General features: G+C 52.6%; 14 protein-coding genes. 5 read left to right on the top strand and 9 right to left on the bottom strand.

Going from position 1 to position 17,465, the window contains the following annotated elements:
• Positions 1 to 5 precede the first annotated feature (5 nt).
• Complete coding sequence (locus tag WN56_RS03685; protein WP_046073662.1) at positions 6 to 644, top strand: LysE family translocator; 639 nt, start codon at positions 6 to 8, stop codon at positions 642 to 644.
• 7 nt (positions 645 to 651) lie between these two features.
• On the opposite strand, the gene WN56_RS03680 is transcribed toward WN56_RS03685, so the two are convergent.
• The 3 genes from WN56_RS03680 to WN56_RS03670 form a co-directional block, all read right to left on the bottom strand.
• Entirely contained in the window at positions 652 to 1,794 is a 1,143-nt protein-coding gene (locus WN56_RS03680) for an amidohydrolase (RefSeq protein WP_052708008.1), read from the bottom strand.
• A 126-nt stretch (positions 1,795 to 1,920) separates the two neighbouring features.
• Positions 1,921 to 4,068 carry a phosphate acetyltransferase gene (pta, locus tag WN56_RS03675; protein WP_046073660.1) on the bottom strand — a complete coding sequence of 716 codons (2,148 nt, stop codon included), beginning with the start codon at positions 4,066 to 4,068 and terminating at the stop codon, positions 1,921 to 1,923.
• A gap of 105 nt (positions 4,069 to 4,173) precedes the next feature.
• Positions 4,174 to 5,370, bottom strand: coding sequence for an acetate kinase (locus WN56_RS03670; protein WP_046073659.1), 1,197 nt, complete (start codon positions 5,368 to 5,370; stop codon positions 4,174 to 4,176).
• Positions 5,371 to 5,726: 356 nt separating this feature from the next.
• Here WN56_RS03670 and yfbV point away from each other — a divergent pair, with 356 nt between their 5' ends.
• On the top strand, positions 5,727 to 6,176 hold the full coding sequence (gene yfbV / locus WN56_RS03665) for a terminus macrodomain insulation protein YfbV (RefSeq protein WP_046073658.1): 450 nt from the start codon (positions 5,727 to 5,729) through the stop codon (positions 6,174 to 6,176).
• Between the two features lie 155 nt (positions 6,177 to 6,331).
• On the opposite strand, the gene WN56_RS03660 is transcribed toward yfbV, so the two are convergent.
• The 3 genes from WN56_RS03660 to WN56_RS03650 all read right to left on the bottom strand — a co-directional run bounded on the left by WN56_RS03660 (position 6,332) and on the right by WN56_RS03650 (position 8,776).
• Entirely contained in the window at positions 6,332 to 7,303 is a 972-nt protein-coding gene (locus WN56_RS03660; RefSeq protein WP_046073657.1) for a ChaN family lipoprotein, read from the bottom strand.
• Positions 7,304 to 7,318: 15 nt separating this feature from the next.
• Entirely contained in the window at positions 7,319 to 8,146 is an 828-nt protein-coding gene (gene rlmA / locus WN56_RS03655) for a 23S rRNA (guanine(745)-N(1))-methyltransferase (RefSeq protein ID WP_046073656.1), read from the bottom strand.
• A gap of 129 nt (positions 8,147 to 8,275) precedes the next feature.
• Positions 8,276 to 8,776: a YfbU family protein gene (locus tag WN56_RS03650; protein ID WP_046073655.1), complete on the bottom strand. Its 501-nt coding sequence runs from the start codon at positions 8,774 to 8,776 to the stop codon at positions 8,276 to 8,278.
• 182 nt (positions 8,777 to 8,958) lie between these two features.
• Here WN56_RS03650 and WN56_RS03645 point away from each other — a divergent pair, with 182 nt between their 5' ends.
• A complete protein-coding gene (locus WN56_RS03645; RefSeq protein ID WP_082084413.1) occupies positions 8,959 to 9,624 on the top strand; it encodes an energy-coupling factor ABC transporter permease in 666 nt (221 codons plus the stop codon).
• 99 nt (positions 9,625 to 9,723) lie between these two features.
• Here the strand turns inward: WN56_RS03645 and focA are convergent, their stop codons facing one another.
• Positions 9,724 to 11,172, bottom strand: a complete 1,449-nt coding sequence (gene focA / locus WN56_RS03640) for a formate transporter FocA (RefSeq protein WP_046073654.1) — start codon at positions 11,170 to 11,172, stop codon at positions 9,724 to 9,726.
• A 197-nt stretch (positions 11,173 to 11,369) separates the two neighbouring features.
• On the opposite strand from focA, the gene WN56_RS03635 reads away from it, so the two are divergent.
• On the top strand, positions 11,370 to 12,275 hold the full coding sequence (locus WN56_RS03635; RefSeq protein ID WP_046073653.1) for a LysR substrate-binding domain-containing protein: 906 nt from the start codon (positions 11,370 to 11,372) through the stop codon (positions 12,273 to 12,275).
• A gap of 43 nt (positions 12,276 to 12,318) precedes the next feature.
• Here WN56_RS03635 and pflA read toward each other — a convergent pair whose 3' ends face one another.
• On the bottom strand, positions 12,319 to 13,059 hold the full coding sequence (gene pflA, locus WN56_RS03630; RefSeq protein ID WP_046073652.1) for a pyruvate formate lyase 1-activating protein: 741 nt from the start codon (positions 13,057 to 13,059) through the stop codon (positions 12,319 to 12,321).
• A gap of 330 nt (positions 13,060 to 13,389) precedes the next feature.
• Between pflA and WN56_RS03625 the strand changes: the two genes are divergently transcribed.
• Complete coding sequence (locus WN56_RS03625; RefSeq protein WP_046073651.1) at positions 13,390 to 15,012, top strand: methyl-accepting chemotaxis protein; 1,623 nt, start codon at positions 13,390 to 13,392, stop codon at positions 15,010 to 15,012.
• A 166-nt stretch (positions 15,013 to 15,178) separates the two neighbouring features.
• Here WN56_RS03625 and pflB read toward each other — a convergent pair whose 3' ends face one another.
• Complete coding sequence (gene pflB / locus WN56_RS03620) at positions 15,179 to 17,455, bottom strand: formate C-acetyltransferase (RefSeq protein WP_046073650.1); 2,277 nt, start codon at positions 17,453 to 17,455, stop codon at positions 15,179 to 15,181.
• Between the last annotated feature and the right edge of the window lie 10 nt (positions 17,456 to 17,465).

The raw sequence follows: 17,465 nt of genomic DNA, 5'->3' as shown, positions 1-17,465 counted from the left end.
GCTTTATGCCAACTGCTTTGATTGATACCACCATGCTTTCCTTGTTCATCCCGACCTTTTTTCTGGTGTCCGTGACACCTGGGATGTGTATGACCCTCTCGATGACGCTGGGAATGACCATCGGGGTTAAGCGTAGCCTGCATATGATGTGGGGTGAGTTAATTGGCGTGGGGCTAGTAGCGATTGCCTCGGTGATCGGGGTGGCGGCAATGATGCTTAACTATCCGTCAATCTTTCAGGTGTTCAAATACGTCGGTGGTGCCTATCTGGCGTTTCTTGGGGTACAAATGTGGCGATCTCGCGGGAAAATGGCCATTCCTGAGGATGATGACGCTAGCCCCAGTGAAGCATCAGCGTGGTCATTAGCGACCCAAGGGTTTGTCACCGCAATTGCCAACCCCAAAGGCTGGGCGTTTATGATTTCGCTGTTGCCGCCATTTATTAATCCTAAATTGGCGCTGCCTAGCCAGTTAAGTGTGCTGGTGTTGATTATTCTGCTGACTGAATTTAGCTGCTTGATGCTCTACGCCAGCGGTGGTCGCACGTTGCGTCGATTTTTGCAGCAAAGAGGCAACGTGCAACTGCTCAACCGGGTCGCCGGCACCTTGATGGTGGGTGTTGGCGTTTGGCTGGCGCTGGGGTAGGACGTGATTAGCCTGTGATGCAGCCGTGATGCTCAGCGACCAACGCGGTAAAGAGCGCTTTGGCGGTGGGGAGAATCGCATCTGGGAAATCATAATCAGGGTTGTGCAGCTGTGGATGATGCTCACCGCTGCCAATGCCAAATAACGCCCCTGGCCAACGAGCAAGAAATTCGGCCACATCTTCCGACCAACGCATGGGCTCGGTGAGCCTGTGAACCGCTAACCCTAACGACTGCGCGGCATTGACCACATGCTGCGTATGGTGTGTGCTGTTCTCGGCCGCGATAAAGGGTTCATGCCAGCTAACATTGACCGTTAATCCTGCCCGAGCCGCGAGCGTGTTTACTTTGTCGACTAAGTCGGCCTTCATGGCGTGAAAGCAGGCGTTGTCATCACTGCGCAAGGTAGCCATCACGGTCGCCTGGCCGGGTGCGACGCCGTAGGCGGGCTCTCCTAACTGGGCGTGAACCAAGGTAACGAGGCTGTTGGCGTCTGGGTAGGCGTCGGGCAGTTGTGTCAGGGTATGCATCACGCCTGTCATCGCACTGGCGGGGCTGATCCCACGCTCTGGGTAGGCGGCATGAGAAGTTTTTCCGTACAGCTCAATAGCGACCCCGGTTGATGCGCAGGCAAAGGTGCCGGGGCGCACCACGATTTGATGCTGATTAAAGCCGGGGAGATTGTGAAAGGCGTAGACGTTATCAATCTGCACGTTGGCAATCTCGGGGGACTCGCACATACGCGCTGCGCCTTCGCCGGTTTCTTCGGCAGGCTGAAAGGCGAGCAGCACAGTGCCACGAGCGGGCGGAATGTGGCTAAGCTCGGCGGCGACGGCCAGCAACGCCGCGGTATGACCATCGTGGCCACAGGCATGCATCACGCCTGGGTGCTGGGAGCAGTAAGCCTGTGATCCACGCTCTTCAATCGGCAGCGCATCGAAATCGGCACGTAGCAAGGTGGTGGGCCCTGGTGCCGCGCCTTGAATGGTAACCAGGATCCCGTGATCACCGATATCAGTGGCAGGGTGAAAGCCAAATTGCCGCAATTGGGCGGCGATGGTGCGGGCGGTGAGGGCTTCGTGATTAGAAAGCTCAGGGGTTTGGTGCAGGGTATGCCGTAGTGTGACGGGATCGAATTCGTTAGCCATCATCGACTCCAAAACCAGAATGGATACGCCATGCTAGATCGCGTTGGCATGTCACGTTGTGAACGCAAACGCAAAAAAGCCAGCAACAGGTGCTGGCTTTGGTTTTATCCCGACAGGGCGTGGTGAAAATTACACTTGGCCGTTGTCTTCCGCTTGTTTCGCTTGGATAGCGGTCAGGGCCACTGTGTAAACAATGTCGTCTACCAGTGCGCCACGCGACAAGTCGTTCACCGGCTTGCGCATGCCTTGCAGCATTGGACCGATAGACACCAGCTCAGCAGAACGTTGTACCGCTTTGTAAGTGGTGTTACCTGTGTTCAAGTCTGGGAAGACAAACACGGTCGCTTTACCGGCAACCGGTGAATCCGGTGCTTTCGACTTAGCCACGTTTTCCATGATTGCTGCGTCGTACTGCAGTGGGCCATCAATCACGAGATCAGGGCGCTTCTCTTTGGCAAGACGGGTCGCTTCGCGAACTTTATCCACGTCAGCCCCTTTGCCTGAGCTACCGGTCGAGTAAGAGATCATCGCCACGCGCGGCTCAATACCGAATGCTGCGGCAGAATCGGCGGATTGAATTGCAATTTCAGCCAGTTGTTCCGCGTTTGGATCCGGGTTGATCGCACAGTCACCGTAAACCAGCACTTGCTCAGGCAGCAGCATGAAGAAGACCGACGACACCAAAGAGGCGTTCGGCGCTGTCTTGATGATCTGCAGCGGTGGGCGAATGGTGTTAGCCGTGGTGTGCACGGCACCAGAAACCAAACCGTCCACTTCGTTGGCTTCTAGCATCATGGTACCCAGTACCACTGTGTCTTCCAGGTGCTCTTGCGCAATCACTTCGGTGATGCCTTTGCTCTTACGCAGCTCAACCAAGCGGGCAACATATTTGTCACGCGCTTTCACTGGGTCAATGATTTCAACGCCTGCGCCCAGGGTTACGCCCTGTTGATCGGCAACACGTTTAATTTCTTCTGGGTTACCCAAAAGCACACACTCAGCAATTTTACGCTCGGCACAGATAGCGGCGGCTTTGATGGTGCGTGGCTCGTCACCTTCTGGCAGCACAATGCGTTTGGCGGCTTTACGCGCAAACTCGGTGAGCTGATAACGGAAGGCCGGTGGGCTGAGGCGACGCTCGCGGTTAGAGCCAGAGCTTAGTGACTCAATCCAGTTACCATCAATGTGGCTGGCTACATGGTCGTTCACAAACTCAACGCGCTCTTTGTCGTCAGCCGGAACTTCGAGGCTGAAGCTTTGCAGGTTGAGTGAGGTTTGCCAGGTGTTACCTGCGGTGGTGAACACCGGTAGGCCCGTTTCAAAGGCACGATCACACAGTGCTTTGAGCTGATCAGGGATAGAGTAACCACCGGTCAGCAGCAGTGCACCGATTTCTACGCCGTTCATCGCTGCCAAGCAGGCCGCGACAATCACGTCTGGACGGTCTGCCGAGGTCACCAGCAGTGAGCCAGGACGGAAGTGCTCAACCATGTTAGGAATAGAGCGTGCGCAGAAAGTAATGCTCTTGATACGGCGTGAGTGAATTTCACCTTCGTTGATGATGGTGGCATTCAAGTGCTTGGCCATATCGCTGGCGCGGGTGGCAATTAAGTCGATTTTCCACGGCACACAACCCAGTACACGGATTGGGCTCGAGTTGAAGATCTGCATCACTTCAACGTTAGTTGGACGCGCGCCGTCTGCATCGTCAAAGATTTCTGACAGATCAGGGCGGGTGCGGCCAGCATCATCCACAGGCGCATTGAGCTTGTTGATGATCACGCCAGAGATATTGCCGTTTTTGCTGCCACCAAAGTTGGTGCACGCAAACTCGATACGCTCTTTTAGCTGGGCTGGGTTGTCGGTACCTGGTGTGGTGACAAAGACAATCTCTGCATCCAGCGTCTTGGCGATCTCGTAGTTGATTTGGTTGGCAAACGGGTGGTTACGCGTGGTGACCAAGCCTTCAACCAGCGCCACTTCGGTGTTTTGGGTGGCGCGTGTGAAGCGTGCAAGCACTTCTTCAAGCAGCACGTCTTCTTGATCGGAGCGCAGCAGATCTTCGGCCTGGTTCATGGACATCGACTCGGCGACTTTCATGTCACTGTTGGCGTGAATGATTTCTGTCGTCAGGTCTGTCACATCGGTGTCGCTACCGTGATGTGGCTGGGCAATGGGTTTAAAAAATGAGACGCGAACGCCTTTACGCTCCATCGCTCGCATTACGCCGAGGCTGATACTGGTCAGACCGACGCCGGAGCCGATTGGAATTAGCATAATAGTACGGGACACGTTGACTTCCTCTTACTATCTGATTGGCGTGCCGGACAGGCCGGCACAAATATAAAAACGGCTGAGTAGAATCAGCCGTTGGGAATGGTCTTACAGGCCAGTTAGGCGCGCAGTGTCTTGCGCAATGACCAACTCTTCGTTGGTTGAAATCACCATGGCTGGCACACGGCTTTCGTCTGTGGTGATCACGCCTTCGCCACCAAAGCGCGCTTTCAGGTTGCGCTCTTTGTCGACATCAACACCCAGTAGCGACAAGCGCTCAAGCACGAGCTCACGGATTGGACCCGAGTTCTCACCGATACCACCGGTGAAGACAATCGCATCAAGACGGCCGTCTAGGGTCGCGGTGTAGCTTGCTACGTATTTAGCAAGGCGGTGACAGAACACGTTCATTGCGCGCGTGGCTTCTTCTTTCTCGCCATAGTTATCTTCGACAAAGCGGCAGTCAGAGGTCACTTCGGTCAAGCCTTGCAGGCCAGACTCTTTGGTCAGCATGGTGTTGATTTGCTCAACGCTGTAACCCAGTGCATCGTGCAGGTGGAAGATAATTGCAGGATCTAAATCACCAGAGCGGGTGCCCATGACCAGACCTTCCAATGGGGTCATACCCATTGAGGTGTCGACGGATTTACCGTTTTTAATCGCACAAACTGACGCGCCGTTACCGAGGTGGCAGTTAATGATGTTCACTTCTTCTACTGGCTTGCCAAGCTGCTCAGCGGCGGCGTTAGCGATAAAGTAGTGTGACGTGCCGTGCATGCCATAGCGACGGATGCCGTGCTCTTTATAAAGATTATAAGGCAGTGCATATAGGTAGGCTTCTTCTGGCATCGTTTGATGGTATGCCGTATCGAATACTGCCACGTTTTTCAGCGCAGGGAAGGCTTTTTTCGCCGCTTCGATACCTACGATATGGGCAGGGTTGTGCAGCGGTGCAAAGCTGGCTGCATCGTGGATCCCTTTCAGTACATCGTCCGTAATTAATGCTGACTGGGTAAAGTGCTCACCACCGTGAACAACGCGGTGGCCGATGGCACCCAGGTTCTCGGCAAGCTCAGGCTTAGAGGCAAGAATGGTATCGACAATGAAGTTAAGGGCTTCATTGTGTGCGGCACCTTCGCCGAGTTGGGCTTCATGCTTACCGTCCATCTTCCACTTAATGCGGGCTTCTGGAAGGTGAAGGCATTCGGCTAGACCGGTAAGATGCTCATCGCCTGATTGAGCGTCGACAATGGCGAACTTCAAAGAGGAGCTTCCGCAATTGAGTACGAGAACCAGCTTGGACATGTATGACTACCTATGTTTCGTATGACAAAGTGTATTGAACAAAAAGGATAGTGGACAAACAGAGACACTACCTTTTTAAAAAAAGAATTATCTCATGCGTTGTCGCGGGGAAAGAACCATCTTTATCCGTCCTGGATAAATGAACGCTCCGTCGAGTACAACCAGATTAGGTTGCGAGACAATCGAATCCGAGCAACAATGATAAAGTGCGCTAAGGATAGCGGGACTTGATACAGATAACAAAAATTTTTTGAGCAATACTGGTTAATTTTGAAAGTTTTTAAACAGTTTGTTTAATTTTTATTGTAAAAGTTGAGTGACAGCGAGTCGAGTCACACTGAGTAAGTGAGGTAGGTATGACAACGAACAAGTCAATCTGGCGCTGCCTGCAAGACGGTCAGAAGTACATGCAGGAATGGCCAATGAGAAAGGAGTTGGCACCGGTGTTCCCCGAAAACCGGGTTATCACCATGACTCGTTTCGCGATTAAAGTCATGCCTGCAGTGGCGGCAATCAGTGTATTGCTGCAGATGTCGGCCAATAATGTGCAAGGGCTACCGCAAGCGGTGATTGTGGCCCTGTTCGCGTTGAGCTTGCCGGTGCAAGGGTTGTGGTGGTTGGGTAAGCGTCGTGATACGCCTCTGCCGCCGGCGCTAGCAGGTTGGTATCGCGAGCTGCATCAAAAAATCACTAGCGAAGGCCATGCGATGCAGCCGATTAAAAGCCAGCCAAAATACAAAGAGCTCGCGCATGCGTTAAGCCGCGCGTTTAAAGTTGATCGCGCCGCCTTGGAGCGTTGGTTCTAACATGTGAGCGGAGTAGACGCTATCGCGTAGATATCGGCCATCGACTATCGAAGCGCTAACGAGAAGAAACGATAACAAAAACGCCGACCAGCTGGTCGGCGTTTTTGTCTGTGGGAAAGTGTATGTGGGAAAGTGTATGTGGGAAAGCGTGAGCACTAGCTATTGGTGGCGCGCTTGCACTGGGTGTCACCTTGCCCTTTCATTTGGCTCACCGCTTGACGCATTTCATCCATCGACAGCCAACGCTGTGGCATGGGCTGCACGTGTAAGCGCAAGTCGGGTGCGTCGTCGCTTAGCATGGTTTGGTCGCTCACCGCGGTGATCAGTGCGATGCGCAGTTCAGGGTCGCGGGCGTGAATTTGCGAAGCGGTTCCCAACCCTTCCGCCACGTGAAATCGACCGGCGATATGCACAATTTGGCTGTTGGGGTGGGCAGCATGATACTCGACGATGCTTTCGGCCATCGTGGCATCCCACGCAAGCTGAGCCGCATATTGGGCGTCTGTTTGGCTGGCGCTGCCATGGTGCATATTGGCCTTAAACTTGCGCTTATAGGGGGAGTCTTGGGTATCGATGGTGTCGGCAAACCAGCCACGCTGTTGCTCGGAAAGGCTTTCGAGGTACGACAAGCCTTGCTGACCAATACAGCGCACCAGTCGCTTGGGGGCGTTGGCAGCAATCACCTCGATTTGGCGTTGCTTGGCCAGTTCAATCAAGGGCCGATAACTGCCGTCATAGTTATCCCAGGCTTTGGCTTGCCGCTTTAACGTGTCTTCGCCGATCTCGCCGGCAAGATATTGGTCAAGGACGGGTTGCGCATCGCGACTGAATTGCTCCATCGACAGGGCAACCGAATGCTCTGAGGCGAGCTGACTGAGTAGCTCAGTCTGAAAGCGGTGTACGCCCGGATGGCCGTGCCACTCGCCAATCAGCACCACATCGGTATCTGCCACTTGAGCGGCCACTTGGGTTAGGCTTAATGACTCACCCTCTGCGCGGGTCACTTGATAGTCAAACAAGGTGGCAAGCGCATCGGTTTTCGCATGGAGCGCCGAGCTGGTGAGTGCGATGCAGGCTGCGGCGAGCCAGGCGCTGACAATACGAACCGATACGCGACCTTGTTTCATGGGGTGTCTCCTTGGCTATGATTGTTCCGCAGCGTGATGGCGGTACACGCGCAGGGTGAAGTCTGCTTCGCACTCAAAGGCCTCGCTGTTGGCTAAGGTGTTACGCCACTCATCTGAGGCACGCCAAGCAAAGGGCGTCATCTGCAGCAACGTGAGGGCTTGCTCGCCAGCTAATGTCATCGAGTAATGCAGTGAGTGCTCACTTTCAAGTTGGAAGCCTGGCAGGGCTTCAGGTGGCGTTTCGTGTAAGCGAACCTCTTGATAGATACCGGCTTTTAGCTGAAATAGATGACGTGGACCTGGCGTTACCGTCACCACCACGCCGCCAGGCTTAATCACACGATCTAACTCTTCACCGTTACAGGGCGCATAAATGCGTACTACACCATCAAGGCTGTTATCGGCAAACGGCAGCCGCTGGGAAGAGGCGACCGAGAACTGACACTGTGGATACCATTTGGCCGCATAACGCACCGCCACTTTGGCAATATCTAATCCGTGTACAGACCACTGTTGCGCTGCGGTTTGATCGGCAATCGCATGGGTGTAGTAACCTTCACCACAGCCCACATCCAAGATGGTTTTGTACTCGCCACCGAGCGCTTGGGTGAGGGCGTCAATCATCGCTTGGCGCATGGGGGCGTAATGGCCGGCATTTAAAAACGCCCGACGCGCTTGGGTCATGGCCTTGTTGTCGCCCGGATCTTTAGAGCGTTTAAATTGCACCGGAAGCAGATTGAGGTAGCCTTCTTTGGCGCGGTCAAATTGGTGATTATTAGCGCAATAGGCGCCACGAGACCTGGCTTGCAGGGGCTGTTGGCACAGCGGGCATCGATAAATCATGGTTGTTCGGTGTGTTAGCGTCAATGGGCTTAAGGGTACGGGCTTGCGAGGCGTTCGACAAGCGCGAGACGCGCAAATAAAAAGCCGCCTCGCGGGCGGCTGGCAATGGAGAGGGTCGCTCTCTGCGGTTTAGGCGGCGAGGATTTGCTCAATCTCGGTTAAGCTTAAGTGGAATTGGCGCGGGCAATCACGCCATACATCCAGCATGCGACGGTATTTGTCCAACATGGGCATTTGGCTGTTAAAGCGATGCTCACCTTGATCGAATTGCGGATAAAGCCCCTCCGTATCAACCAGAAAGCGGACATAATGCACTAAGGCGCCTTCGGTCGCCGCATCGAAGCCCCAGAATTGAACGCGGCGTGGTGATAAGGCGGCTTGGTTGGCATCGTCCAGGAGGTTGTAAGAGGCCTGCATGGCATGGTGCATTTCCATGATATCAATGATTTCACGGCATTGGGTTTCACATAATGCCTCGAACTGGCTGATCACTTCCGCCATTTGCAAGCTGTAACCGCGCTCAATAATGGTTTGTAAGCGACGATACTTTTCGCTGTTAGAGGGATCGAGGTGGCACATTAATTGGTATTGATTAGATAAAATCAGACGTTGTGCAGGGGTCATATCCATCGCGGTTGGCCTCTTAACTCTTAAAGGTACAATAGTCGTTCATCAATTGATGAGGGAATAAACAAAGACTACCAGCTCTATAAGGATGAAATTTTGATCTGAGCTATGTCCGTAGCACGTTTATCACCCGCTAGTGGTTGTGTCAGTCAATGGTAGAAAAGGTCAGTGACTAGGGATTGAATATGTTTGAGTTCGCCGAAGTGAGTGGTTGGCAGTGGGGCGGCTGGTTATTGTGGGCAGCGGTGCTGTATCGGACCTATCCACCAGAGTTTTTCTCTAAGCTGCGCCAAGAAACCGGGTATCAGCATTTGGCGTTTTCCTCCGCGGTGGTGCTGTTTGCCTTGTGGGCTCTCCAGGCGGGGATTAAAGAAGGGCTGGATATCCACTTTTTAGGTGTGACCACCTTAGCTTTGTGCCACGGTTGGCGCATTGCCATTTGGATTGCCACTGTGCCACTGGCGTTGATGGCGGTGTTTGGTTTTGTTCCCGTTGCTGATGTGGGCATGACCGCATTGACCACGGCGGTGTTACCTATCACTTTTAGTTATGGCGTTTTCGCGCTCAGTTACCACTACTTAACCCGACATTTGTTTATTTACATCTTTATCGCTGCATTTATTGGTGCGGCGCTGACCATGGTATTCCAGCTCTCCGTGACCTCGTTGTGGTATTGGTTGGCCGACAGGCACAGCTGGCAAGATATTGTCCATAACTACCTGCAAATTGCGCTACTGATGTGGTTCCCTGAGGCGCTATTAAATGGCATGGCGGTGACGGTGATGGCGGTGTACCGCCCGCATTGGCTACGCACTTTTTACGATCGAGAGTATCTCTCACCCGAGCGTTAGTGTATGCGTCAATGACCGCGAAAAACTATAAGTGAAATATCGATAAAAAAACGCCGCCAGTGCAGGCTAGCGGCGTTATTGGTCGTGACAATCCTAGCTTTACGCGGTGACTAAGCCTTCTTTCGCATCGGCGGGAAGAATATCCATCGCATTGCCGTAAAGTGGCGCGAGTGCTCGAACCACATTGGCGCGCGTGATCACCCCCACCAAGCGCTCATCTTTCATCACCGGATAAATATAGGGGCGCGATAAGGTTTGTGTTTTGGCTCGCTCTAACGCTGATTGGGTGGTAAAGCGAGTGGCAATCCCCGTATCACTGACCGGGTAAAGCACTTGATTATCAATGCTCATGTACTGTGCCAGTTCAATCACCGATTGGTCTGCCTCAACCGTTTGTACCTCGGTGCGCATCAGATCTTCAACTTTCGCATCCATATTTGGTTGATAGTCATTCCACCATAAATCCACTAAGACATCCTGCACCGAGAAAAAGCCAACCAGTTGATTCTGGCTGTCTACCACAGGGGCGCCTTGAAGTTGATGGCGGTTAAGTTGCTCTATGGCGTCAGCCACAAACTGCTGGGCTTTTAAGGCACATTGAGCCGGTTGCATATTGTTTTCAATGGTTAAGGTTTCTTGGGTCATAACAGGTCTCTCAGAATAAGGCACAGACGGGAGCGTCAATGAAGAAATGTGCGCGGTTTTGTTTTCTCTTTCTGGGTTAATAATCAGCCAATAGCCCATGCCGACAAGGCCGGCACCACCCACGATATTGCCGAGGGTGACGGGGATTAAATTGGCGCTAATAAACTGGATGAGATTGACGTCATTAAAGGCTGCGGGGGAGCTGCCCACCGCTTGCCAAAAGCTGTCTGGTGCGAAGGTGGCAATGCTCATGCCCAATGGCACCATGAACATATTGGCGACGCTGTGCTCAAAACCGGTGCTGACAAACATGGCGACAGGCAAAATCACCATCACGGCTTTAGTCAGTGGGTTTTGTGAGGTGAATGTCATCCAAATCGCTAAACAAACCAGCAAGTTACAGAGCACGCCAAGGGAAAACGCTTGCAGCCAGCTGTGATGCAGTTTGTGCTGCGCAACGTGTAGGGCGTTGAGCCCCCATTGACCATCATCAAGCTGATACAAACCCGCTGCCATCACGATCAGCACCAACAAGAGTGCGCCACATAAGTTGCCGATATATACCCTTGCCCAGGTATAAAGCAGGCTGCGCGTACTAATTTTGCCGTTGGCACGCGCGAGCATTGATAGCACCGTGCTGGTAAACAACTCGGCCCCACCGAGCACCACGAGGATCAGCCCCATGCTAAAGGCCAGTCCGCCCATCAGTCGGGTGAGCCCCCAGCCGGCATTACTGCCTGTGGTGACCGTGAGGTAAAACACGAACGCTAACCCGATAAATAGGCCTGCCATCATCGCGAGTCCGACGGCCATACGGGTCGATTTGCGCGATTTGCTCTCTGCGTATTGCTCGGCTTGCACCAGCAGCGCAGCGGGGCCGTCAGTGTGGATAGGGGTTACCATCGGCTGCCTCCTCTTTTGGCAATGCGTACCCGACCTTGAAGACAAAAAAACATACTGGTTGTACTCCTTTTTAGACTGGATGTGAATAAATCCAGCCTATTCGTCTGGTTATCAGGAGTAAAATTGATATTGCTTAGGGTCATAATCACAAAAATTGATAGTCTGATGTCATCAAAGTCAGACAGTAAGGATCCTAGATGCGCTACTCACTCAAGCAGCTCGCGGTGTTTGAAGCGATTGCCGCGATGGGCAGTGTGAGCCGTGCTGCCGACCATTTAGCGTTAACACAGTCGGCGACTAGCATGGCGCTTTCGCAGCTTGAAAAGCTACTCGGTAGGCCGCTCTTTGAGCGCCAAGGTAAGCAAATGCAGCTCACCTATTGGGGAGCATGGTTGCGACCCAAAGCACGACAACTGTTGTTTGACGCGCAACAAATTGAAGCAGGGTTTGATGGGCAGCACATTATTAGTGGTGATATTGCCTTAATTGCCAGTCAGACCGCAGCAGAACACCTAATTCCAGACCTTATCAGTATTATTGATAGTGATTTTCCCGAGCTGAGAATCGACTTTACGGTGAAAAATACCCAGAAGGTGATTGATAGTGTGCGTCGGTATCAGCACGACTTGGGGATCATTGAAGGGCGTTGTGACGACAGCCGGTTGAAGCAACAGGTGTGGTGCCATGACCATTTGGTGGTGGTGGCAGCCAAGCATCACCCTTACGCGCAGCGCGATCAAGTAAGTTTGGCGCAACTTGAGCAAGCCCAGTGGGTATTGCGAGAGCCGGGAGCGGGGACGCGACACAGTTTTGATAGTGCCATTCATGGCGTTATCGAAGATCTTGATGTGCGTCGTGAGTATGAGCAGGTGCCAGTATTGCGCACCTTGGTGGCTAACTCCAACTACCTCAGTTGCTTGCCGTATCTTGATGTCGAGAAGTGGATAGAACGCGAAGAGCTGGTGGCGCTGAATGTGCCGGAGCTAAATATGCGCCGCACATTGTCGTTTATCTGGCGAGCAGACGCGGCGGATAACCCGTTGCGTGACTGTATTATTCGAGAAGCCATTCGAATGACGAAGGCGCGGCGACGCGAGATGTAAGGCGAAAAAGCCGGCTGCATGGCCGGCTTTATGAGGTTAACGCTTAGTAGGTGACACTGTGACCGTAACTGGCAATAATCGCTTTGACGCTATCCATCACTTCTTTTGATGGGGGCGAGACGTCTTGCAGTTCGTACTCATGACCCAGCGCTTCCCATTTGTGCGCGCCGAGTTGGTGGTAGGGAAGTAACTCAACTTTTTCGATGTTATCCATGTCTTGAATAAATTGGCCAAGACGATGGGCAGAGTCGTCATCATCGGTGTAGCCGGGGACAACCACGTAACGAATCCAGGTTTTTTGCCCAATTTTGTGCAGGTACTTAGCAAAGTCAAGCGTTCGCCGGTTTGATACGCCCACTAAGTCTTCGTGGACTTCATCGTTGAGTTGCTTCAAATCCAGCATCACTAAATCGGTGGCATCAAGGACTTCATCAATCACCGGGGTATGTTTGCGAATATAGCCGTTGGTATCTAAACAGGTGTGGATCCCTTCCGCGTTAGCGGCTTGGAAAAAGTCACGCACAAACTCAGGTTGCAACATGGCCTCACCGCCAGATGCTGTCACCCCGCCACCCGAGGCGGTAATAAAATGGCGATAGGCACGCACATCTTTCATTATTTCATCCACGGTGACTTCTTTGCCGCCGTGCGTGTCCCACGTATCACGGTTATGGCAGTATTTGCACCGCATCAAGCAGCCTTGCATAAAGACAATAAAGCGGATGCCAGGGCCATCTACGGTGCCACAGGACTCAAACGAATGGATGCGACCAATTGTCGACATAGCTGTCTCCAGACTGCGAATGGCTATACCGTCATTTTATTACAAACCCAGTGTGAAGATAAGGGAATTCCTGGCTTTTTCGCACTTCTCACCTTCGTATTTCTTCTATGTTGCATCCCTGTCATAGCTTGATCACAGTTCCAGTTTTTCGTCGCCTAGCGAATGAGACGTTAACCAGATAAATTCCATGCAGATTTTGTGACTTTTTGTTTTTTTGTCCAAACTTACGTGCGACACGTCGCCAAAGCGATACATGCTTATGCCAGGTTGCATGCAAGCAAGGACATGCTTGGTGTCAGGCTAGGATCAAAGCAAATGCTAGGACTTATAATGAGAAAAATCAGTGATCTGAGAGTGAAAAATAAGCTTGTTGCACTAATGCTGGTTGCCGTTGTGTTGCTGGCAGGGATCAGCGCGTACACCATCAACAAAGAGCGGGAGCAGTCTTATGCTGAACGGACGGCTTCCTTGCGTGCCAATATTGAGGTGGCGCAAAGTGTGGTGGCCTATTATCGCCAGCAGGCACCACAAATTGGCGTAGACGAAGCAAAGGCACAAGCGATCGCGCAGCTTAATAAACTGCGTTACGACGGGAATAATTACTTTTGGGTACTCAAGCCCGACCTCACCATAGTGAATCACCCGATCAAGCCCAAGCTAAACGGCACCAGTGCGGATGGGCTGACCGATGGTGACGGCAAGCACCACTGGCGTGAGATGGTGCAAGTCAGTCAAGGCGCGCAGGGCGGCGTGCTCGATTACACCTGGCGTTCACCTGAGGGCGAGATGAAGCCGAAAATTTCCTATGTGAAACGCGTTGATGGCTGGAATTGGATTATTGGCTCAGGCGTGCATGTCAGTGATATTGAGGAGCGGGTGATACAATCCGCTTGGCAAATTGGAGGTTTAACTCTGTTATCTGGCGCTATCTTGCTGGTAGCGGGTGGGTTTGTCAGCCGCGATATCGTGGTGCCCTTGGATGAGCTGGTGGAAAAATTCGATCGCATTGCCGGTGGCGATCTTCGGGTCGAGTGTGGTTATACCCGTCATGACGAAATTGGCAAACTCGCTCGGCGAATGGATACCGCGATGAGCAGTGTCCGCGAGGCGCTGCGTGTGGCGCATGATGAAGCCAAGCAATCATCGACCATGGCCTCCTCCATAGCATCAGCCAGTGAGGAAAGTGCACAAAGCATTCAATCGCAGCGCGCACAACTTGAGCAGCTCGCCACGGCGATGAACGAAATGACGGCTACCGTGGCCGATGTTGCCGATCACGCCGAGCAAACCGCGCAAGCAACCAACGATATTTCGTCGATGGCGGAAGACAGCAACCACAAGCTAGATAGCACGGTGGCCAGTATTCGTGAGGTGGCTGAGCGTATTGCCGCAGCGGATAAATTGGTGAATCAAGTGAAGCAAGGGGTGATGGAGATCAGTGATGTGGCGACGGTGATCCAAGGCATCTCTGAGCAAACTAACCTGCTGGCACTCAATGCGGCGATTGAAGCGGCGCGAGCGGGTGAGCAAGGCCGTGGCTTTGCGGTGGTGGCCGATGAAGTGCGCTCGCTCGCTCAAGGCACGCAAAAATCGACCACTCAAATTCAAGGCACGATTGAATCGCTCACCAACAATGCGATTGAGGCCGCTGAGGCAATGACATCAAGTCATCAATCGAGTGAAGACAGTGTCAATACGGCGCTAGAAACCCAAGCGCAGTTGAAGGAAATGGTGAGTGCCTTACATGGCTCGAATGACCGCGTGGTACAAATCGCCGCGGCGGCAGAAGAGCAGGGGACGGTGTCGGAAGAGATGAACCAAAATGTGAGTAATATTCACAACTCGGCCAACGAAGTGAGCGGTGCGGCGTCGCACCTTGCCGAGCAAAGCCAGCTGCTTGCCGATTCAGCACGTGAGTTGGACAGTAAGTTGGACCGCTTTGAAGTGGGGTAATGGCTGATTGCGCCTAGCTGGCAGGTTAAACAACTGTTCGCTGGGCGTCGGCTTTTTGGCGTTGCCCCCGGACAAAGAAAGACATAGCGCTGAAAAACGACAGACAAACAAAAACCGCCAGCATTGCCGGCGGTTTTTTCTTTAGGCGTTAACCCTTATTTATCTCTTACAGTGAAGAGGTAAAGGTACGGGTAATCACGTCTTGTTGCTGCTCTTTGGTCAGCGAGTTAAAACGTACCGCGTAACCAGAAACACGGATGGTCAGCTGAGGATAGTTCTCAGGGTGCTCCATCGCGTCCAGCAGCATTTCACGGTTCATCACGTTGACGTTCAAGTGCTGGCCACCTTCTTGACCGCTTTCGTGGTGGAAGTAACCATCCATCAAGCCTGCCAAGTTAGCGCGTTGTGCGTTCTCATCTTTACCCAGTGCATTTGGCACGATAGAGAAGGTATAAGAAATACCGTCTTTGGCGTGAGCAAATGGCAGTTTACCGACAGATGTCAGTGACGCAACCGCGCCTTTTTCATCACGGCCGTGCATAGGGTTAGCACCTGGGCCAAATGGCATGCCGGCTTTACGACCGTCAGGCGTGTTACCCGTTTTCTTACCGTATACCACGTTTGAAGTGATAGTCAGGATAGACTGGGTAGGCACCGCGTCACGGTAGGTCTTCAGTGAACGGATTTTGTTCATGAAGCGCTCAACCAGGTCACAAGCGATTTGGTCAACACGCTCGTCGTTGTTACCAAATGCTGGGTATTCGCCTTCGATATCAAAGTCGATAGCAATACCGTCTTCGTCACGAACAGGCTTCACTTTGGCGTATTTAATCGCGGCTAATGAGTCAGCTGCTACCGAGAGGCCCGCGATACCACATGCCATGGTGCGATACACATCACGGTCGTGGAAAGCCATCAGTGCCGCTTCATAGCTGTACTTGTCGTGCATGAAGTGAATGCTGTTTAGGGCAGTCACATACTGTTTAGCCAGCCAATCCATCAGGTGATCCATGCGGTCCATGACTTTGTCATAGTCCAACACTTCGTCAGTCATTGGCGCGTGTTCAGGCGCAACTTGGATTTTCAGCTTCTCGTCAATACCACCGTTGATGGTATAAAGCAGGGTTTTCGCCAAGTTGGCACGGGCACCAAAGAATTGCATCTGCTTACCAACAATCATGGGTGACACGCAGCACGCAATCGCATAGTCGTCATTGTCAAAGTCAGTGCGCATCAGATCGTCGTTCTCGTACTGGATAGACGAGGTGTCGATAGAGACTTTGGCACAGAACTTTTTGAAGCCTTCTGGTAGCTGCTCAGACCAAAGCACGGTGATGTTTGGCTCTGGGCTTGGCCCCATGGTGTATAGGCTGTTAAGGAAACGGAAGCTGGTACGTGAAACCAGTGGACGACCGTCAACACCCATACCGGCAACAGATTCTGTTGCCCAAATTGGGTCACCAGAGAAGAGATCATCATACTCAGGCGTACGCAGGAAGCGCACCATGCGTAGCTTCATCACGAAGTGGTCGATCAGCTCTTGCGCTTGCTCTTCAGTCAGTTTACCCGCCGCGATATCGCGCTCTACATAGATATCGAGGAAGGTAGAGGTACGGCCAAGCGACATGGCGGCACCGTTTTGGGTTTTCACTGCACCCAAGTAACCGAAGTATGTCCACTGAATGGCTTCTTGCGCGGTTTCGGCTGGGCGAGAAATGTCACAGCCGTATTTTGCGGCCATTTCTTTCAATTGACCCAGTGCGCGATGCTGCTCTGCAATTTCTTCACGCAGCTGCATGGTCATCTGCAGATCTTCGCCGTTTTCGAATTTCTCTTGCAGCGAGTCGAATTGGGCTTTCTTGTCTTTCATCAAGAAGTCGATACCGTATAGCGCAACACGACGGTAGTCACCGATGATACGGCCACGGCCATATGCATCAGGCAAACCGGTCAACACGCCAGATTTACGGCACTTCATGATTTCTGGGGTATAAATATCGAAAACGCCTTGGTTGTGGGTTTTACGATATTCGGTGAAGATTTTCTTCACTTGTGGGTCAAGTTCGCGGCCATAGGCGTCGCATGACCCTTGAACCATGCGGATACCACCATACGGGAGCATCGCGCGTTTTAGCGGCGCGTCAGTCTGTAGACCGACAATCTGTTCCAGATCTTTCTCGATGTAGCCGGCGTCGTGAGACGTCAGGGTAGAAACCACAGACGTATCAAAATCAACCGGTGCATGCGTCGCGTTCTCTTGCTTGATGCCTTCCATCACGCGCGCCCACAGTTTGCGAGTGGCGTCAGTTGGCTCAGAAACTAGGAATGATTCGTCGCCCTCGTAAGGGGTATAGTTTTTCTGGATGAAGTCACGAACATCAACTTCTTTGCTCCAGTTACCTTCAACAAATCCTTCCCATGCATTGGAAACGTGCTCAGACATGTTGCACCTA

This window comes from Salinivibrio sp. KP-1 (assembly GCF_000968645.1).
GTDB lineage: Bacteria > Pseudomonadota > Gammaproteobacteria > Enterobacterales > Vibrionaceae > Salinivibrio > Salinivibrio siamensis.
The sequence above is the reverse complement of the archived record's forward strand: the minus strand, read 5'-3'. Positions and strand labels throughout refer to the sequence as shown.

What these genes read in the sequence shown, in the direction of transcription:
- WN56_RS03685 (WP_046073662.1), top strand. Translation starts at nt 6, where the DNA reads ATGCCAACTGCTTTGATTGATACCACCATGCTTTCCTTGTTCATCCCG.
- WN56_RS03680 (WP_052708008.1), bottom strand. Translation starts at nt 1,794, where the DNA reads ATGATGGCTAACGAATTCGATCCCGTCACACTACGGCATACCCTGCAC.
- pta (WP_046073660.1), bottom strand. Translation starts at nt 4,068, where the DNA reads ATGCTAATTCCAATCGGCTCCGGCGTCGGTCTGACCAGTATCAGCCTC.
- WN56_RS03670 (WP_046073659.1), bottom strand. Translation starts at nt 5,370, where the DNA reads ATGTCCAAGCTGGTTCTCGTACTCAATTGCGGAAGCTCCTCTTTGAAG.
- yfbV (WP_046073658.1), top strand. Translation starts at nt 5,727, where the DNA reads ATGACAACGAACAAGTCAATCTGGCGCTGCCTGCAAGACGGTCAGAAG.
- WN56_RS03660 (WP_046073657.1), bottom strand. Translation starts at nt 7,303, where the DNA reads ATGAAACAAGGTCGCGTATCGGTTCGTATTGTCAGCGCCTGGCTCGCC.
- rlmA (WP_046073656.1), bottom strand. Translation starts at nt 8,146, where the DNA reads ATGATTTATCGATGCCCGCTGTGCCAACAGCCCCTGCAAGCCAGGTCT.
- WN56_RS03650 (WP_046073655.1), bottom strand. Translation starts at nt 8,776, where the DNA reads ATGGATATGACCCCTGCACAACGTCTGATTTTATCTAATCAATACCAA.
- WN56_RS03645 (WP_082084413.1), top strand. Translation starts at nt 8,959, where the DNA reads ATGTTTGAGTTCGCCGAAGTGAGTGGTTGGCAGTGGGGCGGCTGGTTA.
- focA (WP_046073654.1), bottom strand. Translation starts at nt 11,172, where the DNA reads ATGGTAACCCCTATCCACACTGACGGCCCCGCTGCGCTGCTGGTGCAA.
- WN56_RS03635 (WP_046073653.1), top strand. Translation starts at nt 11,370, where the DNA reads ATGCGCTACTCACTCAAGCAGCTCGCGGTGTTTGAAGCGATTGCCGCG.
- pflA (WP_046073652.1), bottom strand. Translation starts at nt 13,059, where the DNA reads ATGTCGACAATTGGTCGCATCCATTCGTTTGAGTCCTGTGGCACCGTA.
- WN56_RS03625 (WP_046073651.1), top strand. Translation starts at nt 13,390, where the DNA reads ATGAGAAAAATCAGTGATCTGAGAGTGAAAAATAAGCTTGTTGCACTA.
- pflB (WP_046073650.1), bottom strand. Translation starts at nt 17,455, where the DNA reads ATGTCTGAGCACGTTTCCAATGCATGGGAAGGATTTGTTGAAGGTAAC.